The organism is Halomonas llamarensis (assembly GCF_023555005.1).
GTDB lineage: Bacteria > Pseudomonadota > Gammaproteobacteria > Pseudomonadales > Halomonadaceae > Vreelandella > Vreelandella llamarensis.
In genome coordinates this window covers 12170-34875 of sequence record NZ_JAMJPJ010000019.1, presented here as the reverse complement: position 1 = coordinate 34875, position 22706 = coordinate 12170, and the positions used below count along the sequence as shown (strand labels likewise).

The window sequence follows — 22706 nt, the reverse complement described above, 5'->3', positions numbered from 1 at the left end:
ATGACAGCGCCCAAGGACGTGCCAGAATCGCACGAAAACATTAGAAAAGGAGATCCGCGGGTGCGGAGATGACGCTGGCTGTGCACCCCATGTTTATGTGGCCTACACAAGAGTGCCGTGCCGCCATGACAACGTAGTGAACGCCGGGCGGTCATAAGCGGTATAAGCAAGAAAACCTAGGGCGGAGTCATCAGCCCTGAGAAGATGGTAGATGTCGTGAAAAAGATCGACATGACAGTGAATGACGCCTGTGCGTTTTTAATGCTGTTTCAAAGACAACGCGCCTAAAGCTACGCAACGAAGGCGACGGATTCTAGCAGCAAATCAGCCGGCCTGCACCCTGCTGCGCTGCCGCATCTCGATACGGCGCTCATAAAGCCCTTTCACCAGCAGGGTGCCGATAACGATTGCCCCGCCCAAAAGCCCAATGGGCCCAGGCTGCTCGCCGAGTATCCACCATACCCAGAGCGTGCCCACCACCACTTCAGAGAGCATTAAAAGCCCCACGTCGGCCGCCGGCAGATAAAGCGGGCCGCGCTGAATCAAGGTAAACCCGAGCGGCAATAGCCCTAAACACAACACCACTAGCCATACGCCGCTCGCCAGAGACGGCACGATTAAACGCGCGCCAAAGCCACTGACGACAAATGCCACTGTGGCCACTATCAGCCCTGAAAGCGTAAGCATCGGGCTCATATCCACGCCGGTGCGAGTGCGGCAAAGGGTAAAGTTAGCCGCCAAGGCCGTGGCGGCGAGCAGCGCAAAGGCGTTACCCACCCAGGAGCCTGCGCCAGCGTCATCCAGCACGATCAACGATGTGCCCAACAGGCAAAGAAAAATCGCCACCCAGGTGCGTCGTGGCTGGCGTTCGTAGAGGAAAACCCGCGAGAGCGCAGCGGCAATCAGCGGCGCACTGGCCAAAATCATCAACACGTTGCCGCCTTTGGTGTACTGATTGCCGAGTACAAAACCAAACGTGGAGAAGCTAAACAACACGGCAACGCCAATACCGGTCCAGCCGCAGCGTCGGTAGGCGTTCATAAAGCCAAGGCCCTGGCGCAATACCACAATCAGCATAAAACCCAATGCGGTGAGCAGGCCGCGCCAAAGCAAAATATCCAAATCCGGCAGACCGATAAGCTTAATCAGCAGCGCATCGGGGGAGATAATCAGCGCACCGCCAGCGGTCATTAAAAGCCCTTGCTGGCGGTGCGATAAAGGTTCGGCGCCGGAGTTTCGTAACGTTTGGCTCACGCGTCGTTTTTACCCGTATCGTTTTTACGTGTGTCGCTTGGCGCCGTGTGTTTGGCTTTCATGTCCTTAAAGGCTTCCATAATGTCCATGGGTAGCGGGAACACGATGGTAGACGCGTTTTTATTACTCATATCGCTCATGGTCTGCAAGTAGCGCAGCTGCAGCGCGGCGGAGTTTTCGTCCATCACGTTGGCCGCCTCGACCAGTTTCTTCGAGGCTTGAAGCTCACCTTCGGCGTGAATCACCTTGGCACGACGTTCGCGCTCGGCTTCCGCCTGGCGAGCAATCGCGCGGATCATGCTTTCATCCAGATCCACGTGCTTGATTTCGACATTGGCGACTTTGATGCCCCACGCCTCCGTCTGCGCGTCGATGATTTCCTGAATATCATCGTTAAGCTTGTCACGCTCGGAGAGCATTTCGTCCAGGTCATGCTTACCTAGCACCGAGCGCAGCGTGGTTTGCGCCAGCTGGCTGGTGGCCTGCGTAAAGTTCTCCACTTGGATGATGGCTTTTTCCGGATCGACAACGCGGAAATAGAGCACCGCGTTGACCTTGACCGTGACGTTATCCTGAGAGATCACGTCCTGCTCGGGCACGTCCATAGTGATGACGCGCAGATCAATTACCTGCATTTTTTGAATAGCGGGAATCACGATCACAAGACCCGGTCCTTTTACCGTCTGGAAGCGGCCCAGAAAGAACACCACCCCGCGTTTGTACTCGGGCAGGATGCGAATCGAGGCGGCGATCAGCATCACCACCAAAACGACGGGAACAAGATACGAAAGAATCATCGGGCACCTCTTTTCAACACTACGTTTAAACGTTAAGCATCAATTGAAAGTCAAAAAACCCTAAAGCTTCACTGCTAAGGGGGCGTCACATAAAGCGTTAAACCTTCTAGGCGCAAAACCTTTACCTCGTCGCCTTTTTTAACCGGGGCATTAGTGGTCGCATTCCAGCGCTCGCCGTGTAGGCGCACATGGCCCTCATCGTCAAAATCTTCCAGCACCTTGGCGTAAGCACCTTCCAGCTGCTCGGCGCCGGTGTGCGCCGGGCGCCGCCGCAGGGTCATAAAGCGCGTGAGGGTCCACAGTATTAGCCCGCCCGACACCAGCGCCACGCCGCCAATCATAGGCAGCGAAATCGCCAGATACTCGGCATCCATTAGCATCACCGACCCCAACACAAAAGCCGCTATACCGCCCACACCTAACACACCGAAGCTAGGCATTAACGCCTCGCCAACCATCAGCGCCAGCCCCACCAAAATCAACGCCAACCCCGCGTAGTTAATCGGCAGCACCTGAAACGCAAAGAGCGCCAGCAGCAGTGAAATTACCCCGATGGTGCCGGGAAACAAGCTACCCGGGCTGGAGAGTTCAAAAATTAGCCCGTAAAAGCCGATGATCATCAAAAAATAGGCAACATTGGGGTTGGTAATTAGCGAAAGCACTTCGGTGCGCCAGTCAGGGTCGAAGCGCTCAATGCGCAAATCGGTCGTGTTCAGTGTGCGCTCGCCACGCTCCATTACCACCGTCATGCCGTCCATGTGGGTAAGCAAACCGTCAATGTCACTGGCGACAATATCGATGACATTGTTTTCCAGCGCACCTGAGGCCGTAAGGTTAACCGCATTGCGCACCGCGTCTTCGGCCCAATCCGCATTGCGGCCGTGGCGCTCGGCCAGGCTGCGAATAAAGCTCACGGCGTCTTCCAATACCTTGCGTTCCATGGCGCTGCTGCCGTCGCTTTGCTGCGTATCGGCACCGTTTTCGCTCTCTTTACTTTCACTGTCTTCAGTCGGCTCGGTATCGCCGCCCTCACCCGTGCCAGGTAACCCGCCGCCGCCCATCTGTACCGGCGTAGCGGAGCCTAGATGGGTCGCCGGCGCCATCGCCGCGACGTGGCTGCCATAAAGCAAATAGGTGCCCGCGCTCGCCGCCCGCGCGCCGCTCGGCGATACGTACATCGCGACAGGAATATCGGCGTTGAGCATCTCGCGGATCATATCGCGGGTGGTGTCGACTAACCCGCCGGGCGTGTCGAGGGCGACGATCATCACTTCGCTGCCTTGCTCGCGCGCCGTGCGCAAGCCACGCTCAACGTAATCTTTGGTGGCAGGGCCGATAGCGCCCTCAGTGGTCAGCACCAGCGCACTTTTGTCGCTAGCAGCCACGTTAGTGGATTCGCTATTTTGTGCCGCAGCTTGCCAGGTGAGCATCAGCGCGCCCACCAGGAAACAAAATAGTGTAATGAGCTTCGCGTATGTTACCCAGCGTCGCGTGTGCATGGGTGCTCCTTCAAAAGCATGGCGGCATCACGATGAGGTATCTCTTCAGGCTAGCAGGTTCCGGTTTTTTTACTCAACGTGCTTTCACCTGAGGACCGTTTACTCAATGTACAAAGCATGGATAACGCTTGAACAACCCGCAAGCGCGCTTTTCTACGGCCTTTTCAGGGTGACGTTTTGTCCTACGTTGGCGTACCATTGCCACGCACAAGACGATACCCGTCAGTCCACGTTGAATCGGCACCACCCCGCCGATTTCCCGCCATTATCAAGAGGAGTACGACATGAGCCAGTCTATTGCGGTCATTAAAGGCGATGGCATCGGTCCCGAAATTATGGATGCCACCTTGCGCGTTCTTGACGCGCTAGACTGCGGTTTGGATTACCACTTTATCGATGCTGGCCTGACGGCGCTGGAAAAGCACGGCACGCTGATTCCGCAGGAATCGCTCGACACTATTGAGAAACTGGGTATCACGCTAAAAGGCCCGCTTACCACGCCGATTGGCAAAGGCTTCTCCTCGATCAACGTGCAGCTTCGCCGCCATTTTGACCTTTATGCCAATGTCCGCCCTGCCATCAGCTTTCCCGGCACTCAATCACGCTACGACGACATTGACATGATCACCGTGCGCGAAAACACTGAGGGCGCATACCTCTCTGACGGCCAAGAGTTGATTGACGACGGCAACACCGGGATTTCGGTAATCAAAGTGACTCGCGAAGGCTCCGAGCGCATCGTGCGTTATGCCTTCGAATTGGCCAAAAACAATGGCCGCAAGAAAGTCACGGCGGTGCATAAAGCTAACATCATCAAGACCAGCTCAGGGCTTTTCCTGGATGTTGCCCGGGAAATCGCCGAAGAATATCCCGACATTGAATTCCAGGAGATGATCGTCGATAACGCCTGCATGCAGCTGGTCATGAACCCGCACCAGTTCGATGTGGTGGTCACTACCAATCTGTTTGGCGACATCATGTCTGACCTGTGTGCGGGTCTGGTCGGCGGGCTTGGCCTGGCACCGGGTGCCAACATTGGCGAGAAAGCGGCGATCTTCGAGGCCGTGCACGGCTCCGCGCCGGATATCGAAGGCAAAAAGATCGCCAATCCCTGTGCGCTGCTATTAGCCGCTGCGCAAATGCTCGACCACCTGAACATGGACGATAAAGCCACCGCCATCCGCAAGGGGATTCGTGACGTGCTGGAAAACCGCCGCGATATGGTCACCCCTGACATGGGCGGCACCGGCACCACCGATACGTTTGCTGAAGCACTGGTCGACTACGTCGGCCGGTAAGGCCATTCCCGCTCACCGGCCTTGAGTACGGCCGGTGAGCGAAACCGGTACGCTAACGATTGGCGAATGGTTACGCTCCCAGCCACACATCAAGAAACAGCATAATCACCAGACCAATCGCCAGGCCAAACGTTGCCTTTTTCTGATGTCCGCTACGGTGCGATTCGGGAATAATCTCGTGGCTGATAACATAGAGCATGGCGCCTGCGGCAAAGGCCATACCCCACGGTAACAACCCCTGCGAAACAGACATAACTCCAGCTCCGAACAGCCCACCAATGGGCTCGATTAACCCGGTCAGCGCGGCAATCGACCACGAACGCACTCGGGAATACCCTTCTCCCATCAGCGCAATGGCAACGGCCAACCCTTCCGGCATATTTTGCAGGCCAATGCCTATCGCCAGCGGCATGCCGCCCTCCAGGCCGTTGGCGCCAAAGCCGACGCCCACTGCCATGCCCTCAGGCAGGTTATGAATAGCGATGGCAAATACAAATAGCCATACACGCCTCAGTGAAGCGGCTTCAGGCCCTTCTCGCCCTTGCTGAAAATGCTCGTGGGGCAAGCGCTCGTTAAGCAGGGCTATCGCGCCCATACCCAGCAAAATAGCCGCACAGACGATAGCGGCGGGTACCGGGCCGCCCGCATAGAATATTTCGGCAGCGTCCAACGCCGGGATAATCAGCGAGAAAAACGACGCCGCCAGCATCACACCGGCGGCAAAGCCTAGCGCCTGATCGCGAAACGCGCGATCAGGCGTTTTGCCCAAAAGGACTGGCAGCGCGCCGACGGCGGTTAGCGAGCCGGCGACAAGGCTACCCAAAAAACCTAATAAAAGCGTATTTTCCATGTGCATTGTTGGCCTTATGGTTAAGAAAAGTGGCTAAATAGGTTTGTAACAGAACCGCCAGGCGCAACCCGTGCACAAAAAAGAAGAAATAGCGTCACACTCAACTTGTCAAATAGCGGGTAAGACGAGCGGCGAGCGTGCCCTATCGTCGCAAGAAAATGGCACAATGACGTGTGCCACCGCCAAGTTGTCGGTATAACAGGTGGGCGGCATAGTAGCCGTTAAGATGGGGTTAGGGCTATAAGAGCGGGGGCATCCAAACGTCATAAGCGCATTCTAGGGCGCGCGCGCAGGCCTACGCAACCCACCCTAGAAATAAAGACATATCCTTATGCCATGCTTATACCTAGTGTTTATTTGCTTACTTTTTTGCCCTTATTTTTTGTCCTGACTTTACTTCGCACTTACTTAATTCAATAACGCCTTCACCTGCTTGATGCCTTCCCGAGCTAGCTGCACCGGGCGGGAGTCGCTGATGGTCCAAGCAGCCATCGAACCGTCATACATTGAGATATTATCGAAGTTGGCGACTTCGCTTAACACGAACCAATCGGTAGCGGCCCAGTGGCCTGTGTTACAAAAGGCAATCGTCCGCTCGCTGCTGTCCAGCTCAGCGCTATTGATGCGCGACTGCAAGCCTTCAACATCCAGATAGTAAGCGCCATTTTGGTCGTTTAAATGTGACTGATGAGGCAGGCTCTGCGCACCAGGAATAGTGCCCGCGACCCGCGCTGCAGATGATTGAGTCTCACCGGCAAAATAATCAGCAGGACGAGCATCGACCAGTTGTGCCTGGCTATCACGCGCGGCTTCGACATCTTCAGTTGAAGCGACCAGCTCTTCGCGCAGCGTGGCATCAAACTCTGTCGTTTCATAACCGCCATTATCACCACTTACCACGTCGAAGCCTTGCTGTTGCCAGCCGGAAAAACCGCCGTTAAGGATGGCAACCTCATCGTGGCCCAACACCTTAAGTGTCCAATAGACACGTGCCGCACTGCCAAAGTCGGTTGCACCGGTACCCGCAGGGACAATCACCACGTTGCTTTCGTTATCGATGCCTAGACCGCCAATCAGCGCTTCTAGCTCGCTCACCGCCGGCATCAAACCTGCGACGCTGTCCCGGGTTTCACGCCAGCCGTCATCGGTGTAGCTCGAATAGCGGCTACCGGGAATATGCGCGCCGGTGAAACTATCCGCATCGCCGCCGTTATCAATCGAGGAGCGCACATCCAGCACCACCAGCTCTTCCTGATCAAGGTGGTCATTTAGCCACTGAGCGTCTACCAGCGGTGTCATTTGATGCGCCAATGCGTGGGTGAAAAGTCCAAACGTGCCAATCAAGCCAATGAGTAAGCGTGCCATAAAACCTCCAGAAGTGCCGTTGAACGCCATCTTTTAATGAAATGGCGAAAAGCGATGGAACGGTTGGTACATTACTAGAATAATGAGCTATACAAAACCACACTTAAAATGCTTTTTTGGCATAAGGGTATCGTTAAAACCATCCCCTCAGTGAAAGCATCGGTACTATATTAAAGATACACCGGGGAAATTCCGTACAAATTGCCTGTAAGCAATCGCATTGTGTCGCCACTCACTTAGTAATGACCCGTCAAGGAGCCCAGGATGAGCGCTTACCCCCCCACATCGCCACGTTTCTGGTTAAGCGGCAAACGCCATGCCGAACAGGATCGTTTTTTTCGCCAAACGCTTGAGACCCATGGTTGGCAAGAAGGCGATGAACAGCAGTGGCAGGCAGCCTGGGTAACCGGCATGCCGCCCAAGGCAGCGTTCAAGGAAGCGTCTCCCAGTCGCGTAATGAACCACATTCCGGGCAACGCCGCGCTTACCGTCAAAAGCCGTCTGCACGCAGGCCTGAGTGCGCTGCGGGAGCGAACACGGCGCCACTACGGTGACGGGCACGCCAACACCCAGCGAATGAATTTTTTCCCGCGCGCCTATGAGATGCCCCACGACTATCCAGCGCTGATTGAAGACGCTGCGGCGCATCCTGAAAAGCGTTGGATTTTGAAGCCGACCAATGCATCCAAGGGTAAGGGAGTGCAGGTACTGCGCGACCCGACGACCGCGTCACTGACCTCCAATTGGCTAGTGCAGGAGTACGTGGCCAATCCGCATACTATTCGCGGCCACAAGTACGTGTTACGGCTTTATATGCTGATTGCCAGTATCGATCCTCTGCGGATATACCTCTACGACCAAGGTTTTGCCAAGCTGGCCTCGGCCCCGTGGAGCCCTGACGATATCGACAACCCTTTCAGCCAGCTGACCAACCCAGACATCAACGCACTCAATCTGGATGCCGAGGTTCCAGTCGAATTTATCGACCTTGACCGCTACCGCGAGTGGCTACGTGAACAAGGGCATGACGATCAGGCGCTGTTTAGCCAACTGCATGACTTAGCCACGCTAACCGCACTTTCCGGGGTAGACGCAATGCGCGAGCGCTCCCAGCAAGACGAGGCAGATCCGCGCGGCTGCTACGAGTTAATCGGCCTGGACTGCCTGGTCGATGACCAACTCAAACCATGGATTTTGGAATGCAACCTAAGTCCCTCGCTGGGAACGTGCGCCAAGCCCGAGCACGGCGGCGTGATTGAGGAAGTCGTCAAAGGCGATCTTGTAAGAGATATGATTGCCCTGATCGGGCTGGATCAACCGCCAAGCGAAACGGACACTTTCGATGCATCAACACTGGCGGCCGAGCGTGAGCATGCCGGAGGGTTTGTACCGTTGTATCCCGCCCCGGACGTTAGCCGCTACCTGCCATTTATCGGACTGCCCAGCTTGGCGGATTATCGCTTAGCCGATGACCAGTATGCTCAGACACTGAGTTTTAAAGCCCATGACGTCAGCGAGATTATCGAAGGCGAGCGCCTAGCACTTTATCATCACACTAGTGGCAAGTATTTTCAGCTGAACGATAGCGCCGCGCTGATATGGCTGCTGGCAAGCGAAGGTGAGCCGCCTGAAACGATTCTTGAACACCTGCATGTCGCAAGCAATGGGCAAGTAGAGACTCGTTCGCTGGAAAACGACCTATGGATGACACTTTCTCTATGGTGGCAACACGGCCTACTAGCCCCCAGCGATGGCGAAGCATCAACGTCTATCGCCTCAACTCAGACGCGTGAGCCAGCTCAGACTTGGCGCAGCTCACTCTTCTTTGACCAACGCTACTGGTCGATCAGCGCTCCTCAAGGCCCTGTAGCGAAGCAAATTGCAGCCTCGCTAGAGCCGCTACTGGAAACCACCAAGCAAGCACCTAACGAGTCACTGCACATACTGGAAAGTGCCAACGGCTTTTGCTTGTCCAGCGATAACCGGATCATTCGCTCGCACCTGAACCTAAACGAGATCGTGCCAGCTATTACGCAGTTTTGCTTAACTCGTACCGCTCGTGACCAGCACCTGGTGCTGGATGTTGTCCTGCTGAGTCGTCAAGAGGGACATATCGCCTGCATGCTGCCTGCCGAGGGTGCGTCGGCACAGGCGTTGGCCACACTTGAGTCTGTCGCCAAACAGAACGGTCTCGCCCTGACACGCGGAGCACGCCTGTCGTTGAGCGCTCCCACCCTGTTAGAGCCGCTTAATTTACCCCTTGAGGAAGCCGACTCAGCGTTCTTGTTTCAGGAACACAGCGATTGTGTCGGGCTCTTATGGCTTGACGAGCTAAACGCCGCCAATACTCAGACACCCTCATCTCTAGAACTATTAGGTGCACTGCTGCCTCTTGCAATAGAAGAACAGTCCGGTTTAAGCCCCGCGGCATTAACTGCCCTACAGTATTTTAGCCAAGAAACACGCAGTACTGTGCTTGCCAGCACGGAAATTGAGGCCATTACCCTATGGCTTAACAAGACACCGCTTTTACCCTCTTCCCAGGCCGCCGTTTAGCGGCAGGAAGTCGCGCCATTTGGCGCATTTGCTTGCAATACCATAAGGAGAAACACCATGTCTCAACACGAAGCAAAACGTCGTTTACTTAGCCGCCTTAGCCGTCAATTCGGCTACACCGCGCCGGCTCTGGCCCTAGTGGCTGGTGGCTTGGCCTTTCAGGCCCAAGCCGACGAGCCCACCGAAGGGTTCACCTCAATGCAGGAAGCACCCATGATGCTGGCCGAAGGCGGTGCTGAGGGTGAAGGTGAAGCCGAAGGTGAAGGTGAGGGAGAAGCAGAAGGCGAAGGAAGCGCCGAAGCCGGTTAACAAACGGCGTTCACACCACAGTAAATCACCATGCATGTGCCGGTGTACGCACCGGCACGCACCATCTGGAGGATAACAACTATGTCGACGGCCCCCCTGATCGACGAAAACGTGCAAACCCTGGCTCAGCTGGCTCAGCTGCTAAGTCGTGTGCCGACAAAGGACTACCAACGCCCGCTAGGGGGTAAGGCCACTCAGTCATTAGGCAAGCATGTCCGCCATGTCCTTGAGCACTACCAAACGCTGCTGAATGCCTGCCAAACCTCAGCGGAATCGTTTGATTATGAACAGCGAAAGCGCGAAGCTGCCTTGGAAAGCCAGCCCGACTTTGCAGGCGAGCGCGTTAGAGAACTGCAAGCGAGGCTAAAGGCGTTATCGTCTATGAATCATGATACGACCCTAACGCTCAGCTATCCGCTTGAGGTTAATAGCGCCAGCAGCCAAGCCGCTTTGCCCACCAGTCTAGGCCGGGAACTAGCGTTTTTAACCAGCCATAGCATTCACCATATGGCACTGCTCGGCCTGCTCTGCGAGCAGTTAGATATTGCGTTACCCGACAATTTTGGCGTTCACCCATCGACGCTGCGTTACTGGGAGCAGCAAAAGCAAGCAAAAGCGATATTAAAAAGCTGTGCAGACACCTAGTCAATGCCTGCTAACTCTATATTGTAACATTCGTTTATAACCCTATTATTTCATCTACCATAGGCCATTGAATAAGCCCTTTACGTTGTAACGTAAAACAAGAAAAGTAAGTTATCGCATGATGGCAAAAATTTATTTATAGCAGGGTAATTATCTGATGTTTTCCAGAAAGTTGATTTCTCAACTTCCTGGAAAGGAAAAGCTACTGAACCGGGTAACGTCAGTGTTTTACCGGACTTTACCCCTTTAATTTAGCAACAGTCTCGTCGGTACTTCAAAGCGTATTAGCAATAAACCTAAAATTAGTTAAGTCTGCTAAATAGCCATCACCTTCCGGTAGTTTTGCTGCGGCAGTCGCGTCGCGTACAACGACGACTTCAAATCCCTGTTCTAATAGCTCTCGCAAGTGCGATTCGACGCATAAATTTGCTGACATGCCAATGCCATGCATCATTTTTTCTAGCGGACCGCCAAACGTCCACTGGTGGTCATGCGGATAGTAAAAATGAGGCGATACCGCTACCGCTATCCCCCGCTGTTTAGCGGCCTCAAATAAACGGCAAATATTTTCTACCATCCTAGGCGCAAACGCCGCGACAAAAATCCTAGAAGCGTGCTATATCGTTCGGATCATTGGTGATTGTTATGCTTGAAAACACCCTCAAAGACATGTTGATCAATGTCACTTCATTTGCCGTATGCGATATACGACGCGGCTGGCCACTGCAGACACCCTCGCTAGGTACAGTATCGCTTCATTACATATTGCGCGGAAAGGGCAGTATGATAGACCAAAATCATCACCGAACGCTGCTTAACACTGGCAGCTTAGTTATATGTCCACCCGACTATTCCCTTACTATTGACGAGGTTGCAGGCGAACCGTTTGGCATTAATCACTGCACACCTGCGCATTCGCCACATGGGATACGCTCTCATACCGATACAACACTGCCAGGCGTTCTCATTTTATGCGGCTTGTTGGAAGTCGACTCACTGACCGGTGGCTCACCCTTTGACCGCTTGCACACCCCCCTTTACTTTGAAAACTCGAATGCTGATATCCAACACCTTTTTCACCAATTATTTCAAGAGCTAGCATTGTCAACGCTTGGTGCGACCGCAATGCTGGAAGCACTAATGAAACAATGTTTCATTTTACTGCTGCGCGAGCTCCATGCAAATGCACCGGAACACCCATGGCTATTAACATTGGAAGCACCGGAACTGCACAATGCCATTGAGGCCATGACACAATCCAGAAATCAACGATTGAACATTGATCAGCTCGCCGAGCGCTGCGGTTATCTTAGACGTAGTCAATTCAGCACCGCTTTTAAGACCAATTTTGGCGATGATCCTGACACATATCGCAAAAAACTCAGCTTTACTGGCCATGGCAATTGATCACCCTCTGCGCTTTTATTCATCGTTGTGTAACGCTGAAAATGGTTAGGCTAGAGAGGAGCATGCCAGAAGCTGAAACCTACCCTTCTTCAACAACGTATCTATGACAAGACTAATCTGCGAATTAACGCCAAAAGACCCTAGCCGGGTGTAAGTTTCTTGCGCGACCCTACACAAATAACTGAGATTGAGCAGCACCTCAATCTGGTGTCAGATCTACAACCTCCACTGCATGATACAACGAGGTGTCACCATGAATATGAAAATGATAACCACTGGCTTATTTGCAACCCTGATGGCGGGTTCTGCTTTGGCCATGGACTCTGAAGCTATTGAACAGCATATGGCCGAGATTAACGAAAAATACATCGAGATTGCCGAAGAAGAAGGTAAAACTAAAGCCCTCGAAAAGAAAGTTGCAGAGCTTGAGGCGATGATCCAGATGTTCCTCGACGATCAGGATACCTAATGCCATCTAGCTCACTGATGTGATACATCGAGCCTCTGCGCCTTCGCCGGGGCTCGTTATACTTCGATAAGAAACTAACACGACAGGCAAACGCCGCCATAGTGTTGGTTTTTAAACACTACATACATTTATTGCTTTCTCTTCCTGAGTCATTGAGATGATGTGACGAAGAGCCGATAAGCGCCCTACAACAAGAACGTCAAATAGCTGCCATGCTGTGCATGGATAATGATCGAAATAAAAAAACGATCCCCCCTGGCACAAAAGCTTCCGCCCCACTGCAAAAGAGGCCAGCATGCTCAAGACCTATCTCGCCTTATCCGCACTTTTTTTCGCCGCTTTTTTCCTGCTGTGCTACTTCTGGCCACCGGCCCTCTGGGTGATGATTGTGGCCCTGCCGCTGTTTGGGGTGGGGCTTTACGATGCCATGCAAAAGCGACACAGTCTTTGGCGCAATTTCCCTCTGATTGGGCGAGGTCGCTGGGTCATGGAGGCCCTCAGGCCCTTCTTTCGCCAGTACTTTGCCGAGTCGGACACCGACGGTACGCCCATCAACCGCATGTTTCGCACGGTGGTTTATCAACGGGCCAAAGGCGCATCCGATGCCGTTCCCTATGGCACCCGGGTAGACGTTAACCGTTCCGGCTACGAGTGGATCGGCCATTCGCTCTCAGCACTGACGGGTGAGCAAGTGGACGAGCTGCGCGTGACCATCGGCGGGCCCGACTGCCGTAAGCCCTACAGTGCGAGCATCCTGAATATCTCCGCCATGAGCTTTGGCGCTTTGAGCCGCAACGCCATACTTGCGCTTAACCGGGGCGCCAAAATAGGCCACTTTTACCACAACACCGGTGAAGGCGGCATCAGCTCACATCACCTGGATGAAGGTGGCGACCTGGTCTGGCAGATCGGCACCGGCTACTTTGGCTGTCGGACCCGCGAGGGCAACTTCGATGCAGACAAGTTCAAGGAAAAGGCCCAGCTCGATACCGTCAAAATGATCGAGATCAAATTGTCCCAGGGCGCAAAACCTGGCCACGGCGGTATCCTACCCGCGCACAAGAACACCGAGGAAATTGCCCGCATCCGCGAAGTGCCCGTCGGCATACAAGTGGACTCGCCCCCCACCCACCGGGCCTTCAACAGCCCCCGGGGGCTCGTGGAGTTTGTTGCTCAGTTGCGCGAACTCTCGGGCGGCAAGCCCATCGGTTTCAAGCTGGCGCTGGGGCGCGAAAGCGAATTTATCGCCATCTGTAAAGCCATGGTGGCCACTGGCATAACGCCGGATTTCATTACCGTGGACGGCGGCGAGGGCGGCACCGGTGCAGCACCGCTTGAGTACACCAACTCAGTGGGCATGCCCCTGCGCGAAGCCTTGGCATTTGTGGAGAACTGCCTGATCGGCTTTGGCCTGCGCGAGAACGTCAAGTTGATCGCCTCGGGCAAGATTTTTACCGGGTTTCACCTGCTCAAGCACCTGGCGTTGGGTGCCGATCTGTGCAACAGCGCTCGCGGCATGATGTTGGCCCTGGGCTGCGTGCAGTCGCTGACCTGCCACAGCGACCACTGCCCCACCGGCGTGGCCACCCAGAACCCCAAGCTCTACAAAGGGCTGGTGGTCACTGACAAAGCCGCCAGAGTGGCTCAGTTTCACGAAAAAACCCTAACGGCCACGGCCGACCTGCTGGGTTCAACCGGGCTCAAGCACACACGTCTGCTCAACCGCACGCACCTGCACCGCCGCGTGAGTCAATTTGAGATACGTCGTTACGACCAGATATTTCCCTATGTGCCAGCCAGCTCGCTGCTGAGCCCGGAGCAGGCGCCCGAGCGCTACCGCGCTTATCTGGAGGAGGCCAGCCCTGACTCTTTTCAACCCAACCAAGAGGTTACTCAGGTCGAAAGCAGTGAGTCGCACTCTGCAGACCTCAAAACCGAAGACCAATCCATGGGAGCACACACGTCATGAAGGCGTCCGAGCTATTCGTCCAAGCACTGGAGAGCGAAGGGGTGGCGTATATTTTTGGCGTGCCGGGCGAGGAGAACCTGGATTTTTTAAACGCCCTCAGGGGCTCCTCCATTCGGTTGATACTAACCCGTCACGAGCAGGGCGCCGGCTTTATGGCCGCCACCTACGGTCGCCTCACCGGCCGGGTCGGCGTCTGCCTGGCCACCCTGGGACCAGGCGCCACCAACCTGGTGACGGCGGCCGCCTACGCCCAGTTGGGCGCCATGCCCATGCTGATGATTACCGGGCAAAAACCCATTAAGACGAACAAGCAAGGTGAGTTTCAGATTATCGACGTGGTGGATATGATGACCCCTCTCACCAAATACACCCGGCAGATTTCCAGTGCCCACAACATTCCGGCGCGGGTACGCGAAGCTTTCCGGCGTGCCCAACTGGAGCGCCCCGGTGCCACTCACCTGGAACTGCCGGAAGACACAGCGCGGGAGGACACCGACGCCCAGGTGATCAGAAAAAGCGACTTTGATATTCCCCAGGCCACGGAGCACGCCATCGACCGGGCTCTGGCGATGATCCAGTCGGCGCGCCGCCCGTTGTTATTGTTGGGGGCCGGGGCCAACCGCCATCACAGCTGCATCGCGCTGGAGCAACTGGTGAAAAAAACCGGCATGCCTTTTTTCAGTACCCAGATGGGCAAGGGCGTGGTGGACGAGCGCCACCCTCTGTTTCTGGGTACCGCCGCGCTGTCGAGCGACGATTTTTTGCACCGGGCCATAGAGGCGGCCGATCTGATTATCAATGTCGGGCATGACGTGGTGGAAAAACCGCCGTTCATCATGGGCAATGAGGCCCCGGAGGAAGGCCCCCTGGAAGCCGTGGCCCAAGCCCGTGACGCCCAAGTGATTCATGTTAATTACGTGACCGCGGCGGTGGATGCGGTCTACTACCCCCAGCAGGGTGTCATCGGCGATATCGCCAACAGCGTTGAGCGCCTGACCCAAAGGCTTGAACCCCAGCCGCACTGGGATTTCAGCTGGTTTATGCAGGTCAAGGACCGATTGGATCAACAACTGCTGGCAGGCGCGGAAGATGACCGCTTCCCCATCTACCCCCAACGCCTGGTGCACAGCCTGCGCCAGCTTATGCCCGACGACGGCATCGTGGCGCTGGATAACGGCGTCTACAAGATCTGGTTTGCCCGCAACTACCGGGCGTATCAACCCAATACGGTGCTGCTCGACAATGCTCTGGCCAGCATGGGCGCGGGACTGCCCTCGGCCATGGCGGCCAAAATGGTCTGCCCGGAGCGCAACGTGGTGGCGGTCTGTGGCGATGGCGGCTTTATGATGAACTCCCAGGAGCTGGAGACCGCCGTGCGCCTGAAGCTGGATCTGACGGTGCTGGTACTGCGCGATAACGGCTACGGCATGATCAAGTGGAAACAGAGTAATCTCGGTTTTGAGGATTTTGGCCTGGATTTTGGCAACCCGGATTTTGTGCGCTACGCCGGAAGTTACGGCGCCCAGGGGCATCGGCCCGAGAGCGCGGACGACTTTGAACGGATACTGCAACATTGCCTGGCCGAGCCGGGTGTCCACCTTATCGATGTCCCGGTGGATTACAGCGAGAACGAGCAAATTCTGCACCAAGATATTAAAGCACAGAGTCGAGCCATGGTTGACTCAAAAAAGAAGGAAACAGGCACATGAATAAGCTTGAAGTAAGCTCGCCGATGACGATGTCATTGAGCACACTCTGCAAGCAGTCTATCGCGACAAATCTGCCTAGCTGCCATTGCACCAGCGTGTGGCAATTCTGGAAAAGCTGATCGAATTGATGTCGGATCGACGCAAGCAACTGGCTTCACAGACTGCTCTTGAGGGCGGCAAGCCGCTCAAGGATTCGCTGGTAGGAATTGATGCCTCGGCAGTGATAATCAATCAACACACCACATTCCGGACTGACGGCATGCCATACACCATTGCCGATATGCAGATTGAAAAATTGCCAAGACCTGAGTGGAGCTTGGCCATCCACGTTTATTGACCGGTAAATCGTTGCCCATTCGGCGACATTCGCTCATAAGACATTCACTCATAAACCTTGTAAAAAAGAGCTCGATATGAATCAGACAGCCCATAGTAAATCTTCCTGGCTAAAAGCCATTGGCATCGGCATCGCCGTGTCGGTGCTCACCGCCATTGTCATGGTGGTTTTGACAAAAACCGGCGTATCGCCTTTCCCAAAACCACCGTCTCTGGCCTTCGCCGAGACCCTGTTGGGGCGGACCCTGCCGATGCCGGTCGGCCTACTTTTCCATACAGCCTACACAACCTTCTGGTCGGTGGTATTTGTGCACTATTTCCCGCGCAAGACCCTGCTGACCGCGTTGGCCCTGGCTGCCGCGCTTTGGGCGGTGATCCTGGCAGTGTTCTTCCCCGTGGTGGGCTGGGGATTCGCCGGTCTGGCAATCGGTCCCAAGTTAATCGTGGCGTCCGCGGTGCCGCACCTGCTATTCGGCCTGCTGCTGTGGGGATTTGACCGTTCCTTCGCCAAGCCTTCCCACACCTAAAACTGGAGTTTACGATGCCAACGTTTGATACCACGACTCTCCGCGACTGGCAGACCCGTGGCCAGGATTTTACCCTGGTGGATACTCTGTCGACCGATACCTTCGCCAGGGGGCGCTTGCCGGGTGCCATCAACATCGTCTCTGATGACATACTTGACGAAGCGCCGGCTACCTGACAAGCAGGCGATTCTCGTCGTGTATTGCGCCAGCGAGCACTGCAAACGCGCAGGCCGAGCCGCCGAACGCCTGGCCAGTCTCGGCTATACCGAGGTCTACCATTATAGCGGCGGGAAAAGGGCGTGGCAGACCGAAGGTTTGTCTCTGGAACACTGAGAAGGCGACGCGACCCGTGCGCGACTGGATAGAACGCCAGCAATCCTCGATCTATCTGACCGACACCCTGACAGGCCTGGCCATCAGTGTTATCAAGCCGGATCAATCTCCCACTTCTCGACCCGGTTGTCGGCAAAAATCACAGCCCACACCGTTGCGATTGCTCATTGTTTCCGGCGGCAAAAGAGAGGTTGAATGGCACTGAAAATCACCATCTTGCTGGTAGTGACCATCGCCCTGGCAGGCGCCTGGTGGCTATTGCAGACGCTGGGAATGCCGGGGAACCTGTCGCCGCAGGCGCTATCCGCGTGGCTGTCCAGCCAGGGTGCTACCGGGCCACTACTACTGATGTTGCTGATGGTGATCGCTGTCGTGGTGGGCCCAATTCCCACGCTACCCATAAGCGCAACGGCAGGTCTGGCCTTTGGCGTTATTGGAGGTACGGCGGTGGCAGCCATCGGCGCACTGATCGGCGCCATGGCGGCATTCTGGATTGCCCGGTGCCTCGGGCGCGAGATGGCCTGCAAACGTTTCCCGGACAACTCTTTGCTGGCGAGGGATGGCTCCCAACGGTTTTTGACGGTAATGATACTGCTGACCAGGCTGATACCGGTTTTCTCCTTCGCCCTGATCAGTTATGCCGCCGGCGTCACCGCAATCCACGCCTGGCGCTTTGCCCTTGCCACATTCATCGGCATGCTGCCCATGACCGTCGTGTTTGCGGGGCTGGGAAACACCTTCACACTGAACCCGGTGCTGGCAGTCGTCGCGGGGCTGGCTATCCTGGCAGTCATGGTGTGGTTGCCCTGGTCGGTAAAGCGTCACCCGCAATCGAGGCTGGCTCGCTGGCTGCACCTTCACCAATAACAACAAAGATTTTACATCCGGCGTCCCGAAAAAGCGGGCATCGTGCCTTGGTAGCCCCCGCTCTGAAAATATATAAAGGAAAATGCCATGATACGATCCAAAGTAGAGTTCCCGAATGCACAGGGGCAGAACCTGGCCGGGTTGCTGGAGCTTCCCGAACAGGGCAAGCCCAGGGCCATGGCCCTGTTCGCCCATTGCTTCACCTGCGGCAAGGACATTGCCGCCGCGTCCCGAATCGCGCGGGCCCTCGCCAAACACGGCATTGGCGTACTGCGTTTCGATTTTACCGGGCTGGGTAACAGCGACGGGGACTTCGCCAATACCAGTTTTTCGTCCAACCTGGACGATCTTGTTGCCGCCGGTGAATTTCTTTCGGAGCATTACCAGGCACCCCGTATCCTGATCGGTCACAGTCTTGGTGGGGCCGCCGTGCTGGCCGTGGCCCATCGCATGGCATCGGTTGAGGCGGTGGCTACCATCAGCGCACCAGCTACTGCCCATCACGTGCGGCACCTGTTTGATGACAAGGCCAGCGAGATCCAGGAGGCGGGCGAGGCCGAGGTAACCCTTGCCGGGCGGAATTTCCAGGTCAAGCAGCAGATGCTGGCGGATTTGGAGCAGTGGAATACTCCGGATCATATCGGCAATCTGGGCAAGGCACTGGTTATTTTCCATTCCCCGGTGGATCAGATCGTGGATATAAATGAAGCGGCCACCATCTTCCAGGCCGCTAGACACCCGAAAAGTTTTATCTCGCTGGATAGCGCCGACCATCTGCTTTCCAAGGCAATAGATGCTGACTATGTGGCAGAAATGCTGGCGGCCTGGTCGAGCCGCTATTTGTGAGTTGGTTGAGTTGCCGAGGGTTGTTGTTTCCCGGTCATATCGCCGCGTTCTTGTCCACGATGGCAGATTTACCCTGTAGCGAGGGTGCAGGTGGTCATGGTTGTTGTGGACATGGTTGCTGTGGCCATTGCCGTGGACTCCGTAGTCAGGTACGGAAGAAAGGTTAACCTATGTACCCGAACACTGACACGGAGTGAATATGAAAAATCCCAAAACCCTCCTGCGGGTGAGCATGATCGGCACCATGCTAGTCGCGCTTTGCTGCTTTACACCGATATTAGTGGTTTTGCTTGCAGCAGTAGGCTTGGCAGCGCTGACCAGCTACCTGGATTATGTGCTGCTGCCTGCTCTGGCCTTCTTCATCGTCCTGACCTGCTATGCCGTCTGGCGCAAGAAGAAACACGACGCCTGCTGCGCTAGCCCATCGACCAAGGAGTAACGTTTATGAGTGACGACAACCGGCACATTGCAGTGATTGGCAGCGGGGGCGCGGCCATGGCCGCCGCCCTGAAAACCGCGGAGCGCGGTGCCCGAATCACCCTGATCGAGCGCAGCACCATCGGTGGCACCTGTGTAAATATCGGCTGTGTGCCCTCGAAGATACTTATTCGCGCCGCGCACATTGCCCATCTGCGCAAGGAGAGCCCCTTCGATGACGGCCTGAGCGCCCAGGCGCCCGAGGTGGATCGGGCGGCGCTGCTTCGGCAACAACAGGCCCGTGTCGACGAGCTGCGGGATGCCAAGTACGAGGGAATTCTGCGCGATCATCCAAACGTCACTCTCCTGCAGGGGGAGGCCAGGTTTGCCGATGCCCAGCACCTGACGGTCACCCTGACGGAAGGCGGTGAGCAGACGATTCACTTCAATCGCGCCTTTATCGGCACCGGCGCCCGCCCGGCGCAGCCGCCCATACCAGGGCTGGCGGATACCCCTTATCTGACCTCTACCAGCGCGCTGACACTGGAGACCCTGCCTGAACGGATGCTGGTGATCGGGGCCGGATTTGTGGCATTGGAGCTGGCCCAGGGCTTTGCCCGGCTGGGCAGCCAGGTCACGGTGCTGGCCCGCAGCCAACTGCTATCGAGCGAAGATCCGGCGATTGGCGAGGCGGTGGAAGCCGCGTTTCGCCGCGAAGGCATCGAGGTGCTCAATCAGACCCAGGCGAGCCGGGTAGACTACACCGATAATGAATTCGTGCTGGAGACCAATACCGGAACCCTGCGGGCCGACCAGCTATTGGTAGCCACCGGGCGCACGCCCAACACCGAGGCGCTGAATCTTAATGACATCGGCGTCGAAACCGCCCGGGGCGCGGTTCTGGTGGATAAACACCTGCAAACGACAGTGCCGGGCATCTACGCCGCCGGCGACTGTACCGATCAGCCAAAGTTTGTGTATGTCGCCGCTGCAGGCGGCAGTCGGGCCGCCATCAACATGACCGGCGGCGAAGCCACTTTGGACCTCAGCGCCATGCCGGGCGTGATGTTTACCAATCCCCAGGTCGCAACCGTGGGCCTGACCGAAGCCGAGGCGCTCAAGCAAGGCCTCAGCATTGATACCCGCGTCCTCGACCTGGAGAACGTACCCCGGGCGCTAGTCAACTTCGACACCCATGGCTTTATCAAGATGGTGGCCGACCGCGATTCGGGTCGGTTACTGGGCGTGCAGGCGGTGACGGCCGAGGCGGGTGAACTGATCCAGACCGCCGTGATGGCGATCAGGGCCAGGATGACCGTGCAGGAAGTGGGTAACGAGCTGTTTCCCTATCTGACCATGGTGGAAGGCCTCAAGCTCTGTGCCCAGACCTTCCTCAAGGATGTGAAGCAGTTATCCTGCTGTGCGGCGTAAAAAAGTTTCTCTGTGCCCTAATCTGTGGGCACACAGTCACTGCTTGAATATTAAACAATATTTGTAAGTTTCTTGCGTCACCCACCACATATAACTAAGATTGGACAGCAAGCAATCTTGTGTTATACCTACAATCCCACTGTCAGATACAACGAGGTTTAACCATGAATATGAAAGCAATCACCACTGGACTATTTGCAACCCTTATGGCTGGCTCTGCCTTGGCCATGGACTCTGCGGTCATTGAAGAGCATATGGCCGAGATTAACGAAAACTACGTCCAGACTGCTGAAGAAGAAGGTAAAACTAAAGCCCTCGAAGAAAAAGTTGAAGAGCTTGAGGAGATGATCCAGATGATACTCGACGAATAGAACATCTAATACCATCTAGCTCAATGATGTGATATTTCGAGCCTCTGCGCCTTCGCAGAGGCTCTTTATATTTCGATAAGGAATTAACGCGACCGGTAAATGAATTGGACAGCGTATTCGCTCGAATTGCCAACAATGCAACCGACAAGTTACGTAATTCGCCTGCTGAATTACGTCCCATTGAGTCTTTACTCAATGGGACGATCAAATCCCGACGCTAGAACCCGCCTAGCAACTTTCAGATAACGGTTCATCCAACATGCTATAAACCGTCATGGCTTCTGTTTCATCAGGCTCCTCTACCGCATCTTGATAGAATAACGATAAAGAGGTTATCTGGTCGTCAGGTTCGGCAAGAAGCTGCAGCAGCCGCACCCTGTCCAGAATGTCTGATCCCTCCTCTTCGATGACCCCTTTGGTTATCAACATATCTTCCAACTGCTCAATGCCCGACTCAACACCCTCAACACTCTTGAATACCTGAAGGTAGGTGTTTCCCTGTTCGTCTTCCCCCACTTTGATAGGGTGATCAATGATATTGACTTGCGTATTGGTGGGCACTTCATCAAAGACGGATTCAATATCCTCAGGATACATGCGTATACAGCCACGGCTGGCCCGCATACCGATACCGTCAGGCTGGTTTGTGCCGTGAATCAGGTAGCCAGGTATATCAAGTAAAATGGCATATTCGCCCAGCGGGTTATCAGGGCCAGGCGGAACCACCTCGGGCGGTGGATCGCCTCGTTCAGCTGCCTCCTTGCGCATGGAACTGGGCGGATACCAGGCCGGTTGCTCAAGGCGCATGGTAGTTCGGGTAATGCCCAGCGGCGTATCGTACCCCTCACGCCCAATGCCGATGGGGTAGGTCGCAACTTGCGGCGGCTGCCCTTCTTCCGCCTCTGGATAATAATAGAGCCTCAACTCGGCGATGTTAATCACAATCCCCTTGCGCTCGACATCCGGCAAGATATGGCGTCGTGGAATCGTGACTGACGTTCCTTCACCAGGCACCCAAAGGCTAACATCAGGATTGGCTGCCTGAATCTCTTCATAACCAACATTATGTACTCGGGCAATATCAAGCAGCGTATCGTCTTTATTGGCGATGACGTCGTAGTCTTGGCCGACAAAATCGCCCTGCACTGGCAATGCATAATAACCGTTCGCCTTTGGGTCCGGCTGTGCACTTGCCATTCCGGGAAGCATCAACGCCCCCATCATCAACGCGGCATACGTTCGCTTGCGAGCATGTTGACGATCTACTGACATTAGATCTCGACTCATGGGCTTCTTCACTCGTCATTTCTAGATGGAGGTAACCTTGGGGCATCACGTGCAATCAATCGCGCAACGTCCCGCTAATTGGTCATGTGTGCCGCTGTACGTTAGTGGTTATTCAGCCAAAATCTTTACAGTTTATTTCACCGACAAATTCTTGAACGCATAGC

Annotated in this window: 24 protein-coding genes; 17 read left to right on the top strand and 7 right to left on the bottom strand. The window is 55.3% G+C overall.

Annotation, left to right across the window (positions count from 1 at the left end; all coding sequences use genetic code 11):
• Window positions 1-324 precede the first annotated feature (324 nt).
• The 3 genes from M8006_RS11815 to M8006_RS11805 form a co-directional block, all read right to left on the bottom strand.
• Entirely contained in the window at window positions 325-1191 is an 867-nt protein-coding gene (locus M8006_RS11815) for a DMT family transporter (protein WP_250082463.1), read from the bottom strand.
• A gap of 59 nt (window positions 1192-1250) precedes the next feature.
• The gene (locus M8006_RS11810) at window positions 1251-2051 is read right to left on the bottom strand and encodes a slipin family protein (RefSeq protein ID WP_250082422.1); all 801 of its coding nucleotides are present in this window, start codon (window positions 2049-2051) and stop codon (window positions 1251-1253) included.
• Window positions 2052-2125: 74 nt separating this feature from the next.
• The gene (locus tag M8006_RS11805; RefSeq protein WP_250082421.1) at window positions 2126-3550 is read right to left on the bottom strand and encodes an NfeD family protein; all 1425 of its coding nucleotides are present in this window, start codon (window positions 3548-3550) and stop codon (window positions 2126-2128) included.
• 284 nt (window positions 3551-3834) lie between these two features.
• On the opposite strand from M8006_RS11805, the gene M8006_RS11800 reads away from it, so the two are divergent.
• Window positions 3835-4848, top strand: a complete 1014-nt coding sequence (locus M8006_RS11800; protein ID WP_250082420.1) for an isocitrate dehydrogenase — start codon at window positions 3835-3837, stop codon at window positions 4846-4848.
• 70 nt (window positions 4849-4918) lie between these two features.
• On the opposite strand, the gene M8006_RS11795 is transcribed toward M8006_RS11800, so the two are convergent.
• Window positions 4919-5698, bottom strand: a complete 780-nt coding sequence (locus M8006_RS11795) for a ZIP family metal transporter (RefSeq protein ID WP_250082418.1) — start codon at window positions 5696-5698, stop codon at window positions 4919-4921.
• 408 nt (window positions 5699-6106) lie between these two features.
• Window positions 6107-7063, bottom strand: a complete 957-nt coding sequence (locus M8006_RS11790) for a sulfurtransferase (RefSeq protein WP_250082416.1) — start codon at window positions 7061-7063, stop codon at window positions 6107-6109.
• A 264-nt stretch (window positions 7064-7327) separates the two neighbouring features.
• Between M8006_RS11790 and M8006_RS11785 the strand changes: the two genes are divergently transcribed.
• From M8006_RS11785 to M8006_RS11775, 3 genes are all read left to right on the top strand, one after another.
• A complete protein-coding gene (locus M8006_RS11785; protein WP_250082414.1) occupies window positions 7328-9619 on the top strand; it encodes a PqqD family peptide modification chaperone in 2292 nt (763 codons plus the stop codon).
• 57 nt (window positions 9620-9676) lie between these two features.
• Window positions 9677-9928, top strand: coding sequence for a hypothetical protein (locus M8006_RS11780; protein ID WP_250082412.1), 252 nt, complete (start codon window positions 9677-9679; stop codon window positions 9926-9928).
• 81 nt (window positions 9929-10009) lie between these two features.
• The gene (locus M8006_RS11775; protein ID WP_250082410.1) at window positions 10010-10573 is read left to right on the top strand and encodes a DinB family protein; all 564 of its coding nucleotides are present in this window, start codon (window positions 10010-10012) and stop codon (window positions 10571-10573) included.
• Window positions 10574-10847: 274 nt separating this feature from the next.
• Here the strand turns inward: M8006_RS11775 and M8006_RS11770 are convergent, their stop codons facing one another.
• Window positions 10848-11150: an isochorismatase family protein gene (locus M8006_RS11770; RefSeq protein ID WP_250082408.1), complete on the bottom strand. Its 303-nt coding sequence runs from the start codon at window positions 11148-11150 to the stop codon at window positions 10848-10850.
• Window positions 11151-11218: 68 nt separating this feature from the next.
• On the opposite strand from M8006_RS11770, the gene M8006_RS11765 reads away from it, so the two are divergent.
• The 13 genes from M8006_RS11765 to M8006_RS11710 all read left to right on the top strand — a co-directional run bounded on the left by M8006_RS11765 (window position 11219) and on the right by M8006_RS11710 (window position 21255).
• Window positions 11219-11980, top strand: a complete 762-nt coding sequence (locus M8006_RS11765) for a cupin domain-containing protein (RefSeq protein ID WP_250082406.1) — start codon at window positions 11219-11221, stop codon at window positions 11978-11980.
• A 253-nt stretch (window positions 11981-12233) separates the two neighbouring features.
• Window positions 12234-12449: a hypothetical protein gene (locus M8006_RS11760; protein ID WP_250082404.1), complete on the top strand. Its 216-nt coding sequence runs from the start codon at window positions 12234-12236 to the stop codon at window positions 12447-12449.
• Window positions 12450-12744: 295 nt separating this feature from the next.
• Window positions 12745-14418, top strand: a complete 1674-nt coding sequence (locus M8006_RS11755; protein WP_250082402.1) for an FMN-binding glutamate synthase family protein — start codon at window positions 12745-12747, stop codon at window positions 14416-14418.
• Window positions 14415-16127 (top strand): acetolactate synthase large subunit, encoded by a 1713-nt coding sequence (locus M8006_RS11750; protein WP_250082400.1) that lies wholly within the window; start codon window positions 14415-14417, stop codon window positions 16125-16127. The genes M8006_RS11755 and M8006_RS11750 overlap by 4 nt, the downstream gene beginning before the upstream one ends.
• An 85-nt stretch (window positions 16128-16212) precedes the next feature.
• Entirely contained in the window at window positions 16213-16464 is a 252-nt protein-coding gene (locus M8006_RS11745) for a hypothetical protein (protein WP_284047030.1), read from the top strand.
• A 76-nt stretch (window positions 16465-16540) separates the two neighbouring features.
• The gene (locus tag M8006_RS11740) at window positions 16541-16990 is read left to right on the top strand and encodes a hypothetical protein (protein WP_250082397.1); all 450 of its coding nucleotides are present in this window, start codon (window positions 16541-16543) and stop codon (window positions 16988-16990) included.
• A gap of 14 nt (window positions 16991-17004) precedes the next feature.
• On the top strand, window positions 17005-17166 hold the full coding sequence (locus M8006_RS11735; RefSeq protein ID WP_250082396.1) for a rhodanese-like domain-containing protein: 162 nt from the start codon (window positions 17005-17007) through the stop codon (window positions 17164-17166).
• Window positions 17135-17323, top strand: a complete 189-nt coding sequence (locus M8006_RS18395; RefSeq protein WP_430886823.1) for a rhodanese-like domain-containing protein — start codon at window positions 17135-17137, stop codon at window positions 17321-17323. Before M8006_RS11735 ends, M8006_RS18395 begins: the two co-directional genes overlap by 32 nt.
• A gap of 195 nt (window positions 17324-17518) precedes the next feature.
• Complete coding sequence (locus tag M8006_RS11730; RefSeq protein ID WP_250082393.1) at window positions 17519-18190, top strand: TVP38/TMEM64 family protein; 672 nt, start codon at window positions 17519-17521, stop codon at window positions 18188-18190.
• An 87-nt stretch (window positions 18191-18277) separates the two neighbouring features.
• A complete protein-coding gene (locus tag M8006_RS11725) occupies window positions 18278-19036 on the top strand; it encodes an alpha/beta hydrolase family protein (protein WP_250082391.1) in 759 nt (252 codons plus the stop codon).
• 199 nt (window positions 19037-19235) lie between these two features.
• Window positions 19236-19475 (top strand): mercury resistance system transport protein MerF, encoded by a 240-nt coding sequence (gene merF / locus M8006_RS11720; RefSeq protein WP_250082389.1) that lies wholly within the window; start codon window positions 19236-19238, stop codon window positions 19473-19475.
• Between the two features lie 5 nt (window positions 19476-19480).
• A complete protein-coding gene (gene merA / locus M8006_RS11715) occupies window positions 19481-20884 on the top strand; it encodes a mercury(II) reductase (RefSeq protein WP_250082387.1) in 1404 nt (467 codons plus the stop codon).
• A gap of 164 nt (window positions 20885-21048) precedes the next feature.
• Window positions 21049-21255 (top strand): hypothetical protein, encoded by a 207-nt coding sequence (locus M8006_RS11710; protein WP_250082386.1) that lies wholly within the window; start codon window positions 21049-21051, stop codon window positions 21253-21255.
• A gap of 228 nt (window positions 21256-21483) precedes the next feature.
• Here the strand turns inward: M8006_RS11710 and M8006_RS11705 are convergent, their stop codons facing one another.
• On the bottom strand, window positions 21484-22464 hold the full coding sequence (locus tag M8006_RS11705; RefSeq protein WP_347709762.1) for a L,D-transpeptidase family protein: 981 nt from the start codon (window positions 22462-22464) through the stop codon (window positions 21484-21486).
• Between the last annotated feature and the right edge of the window lie 242 nt (window positions 22465-22706).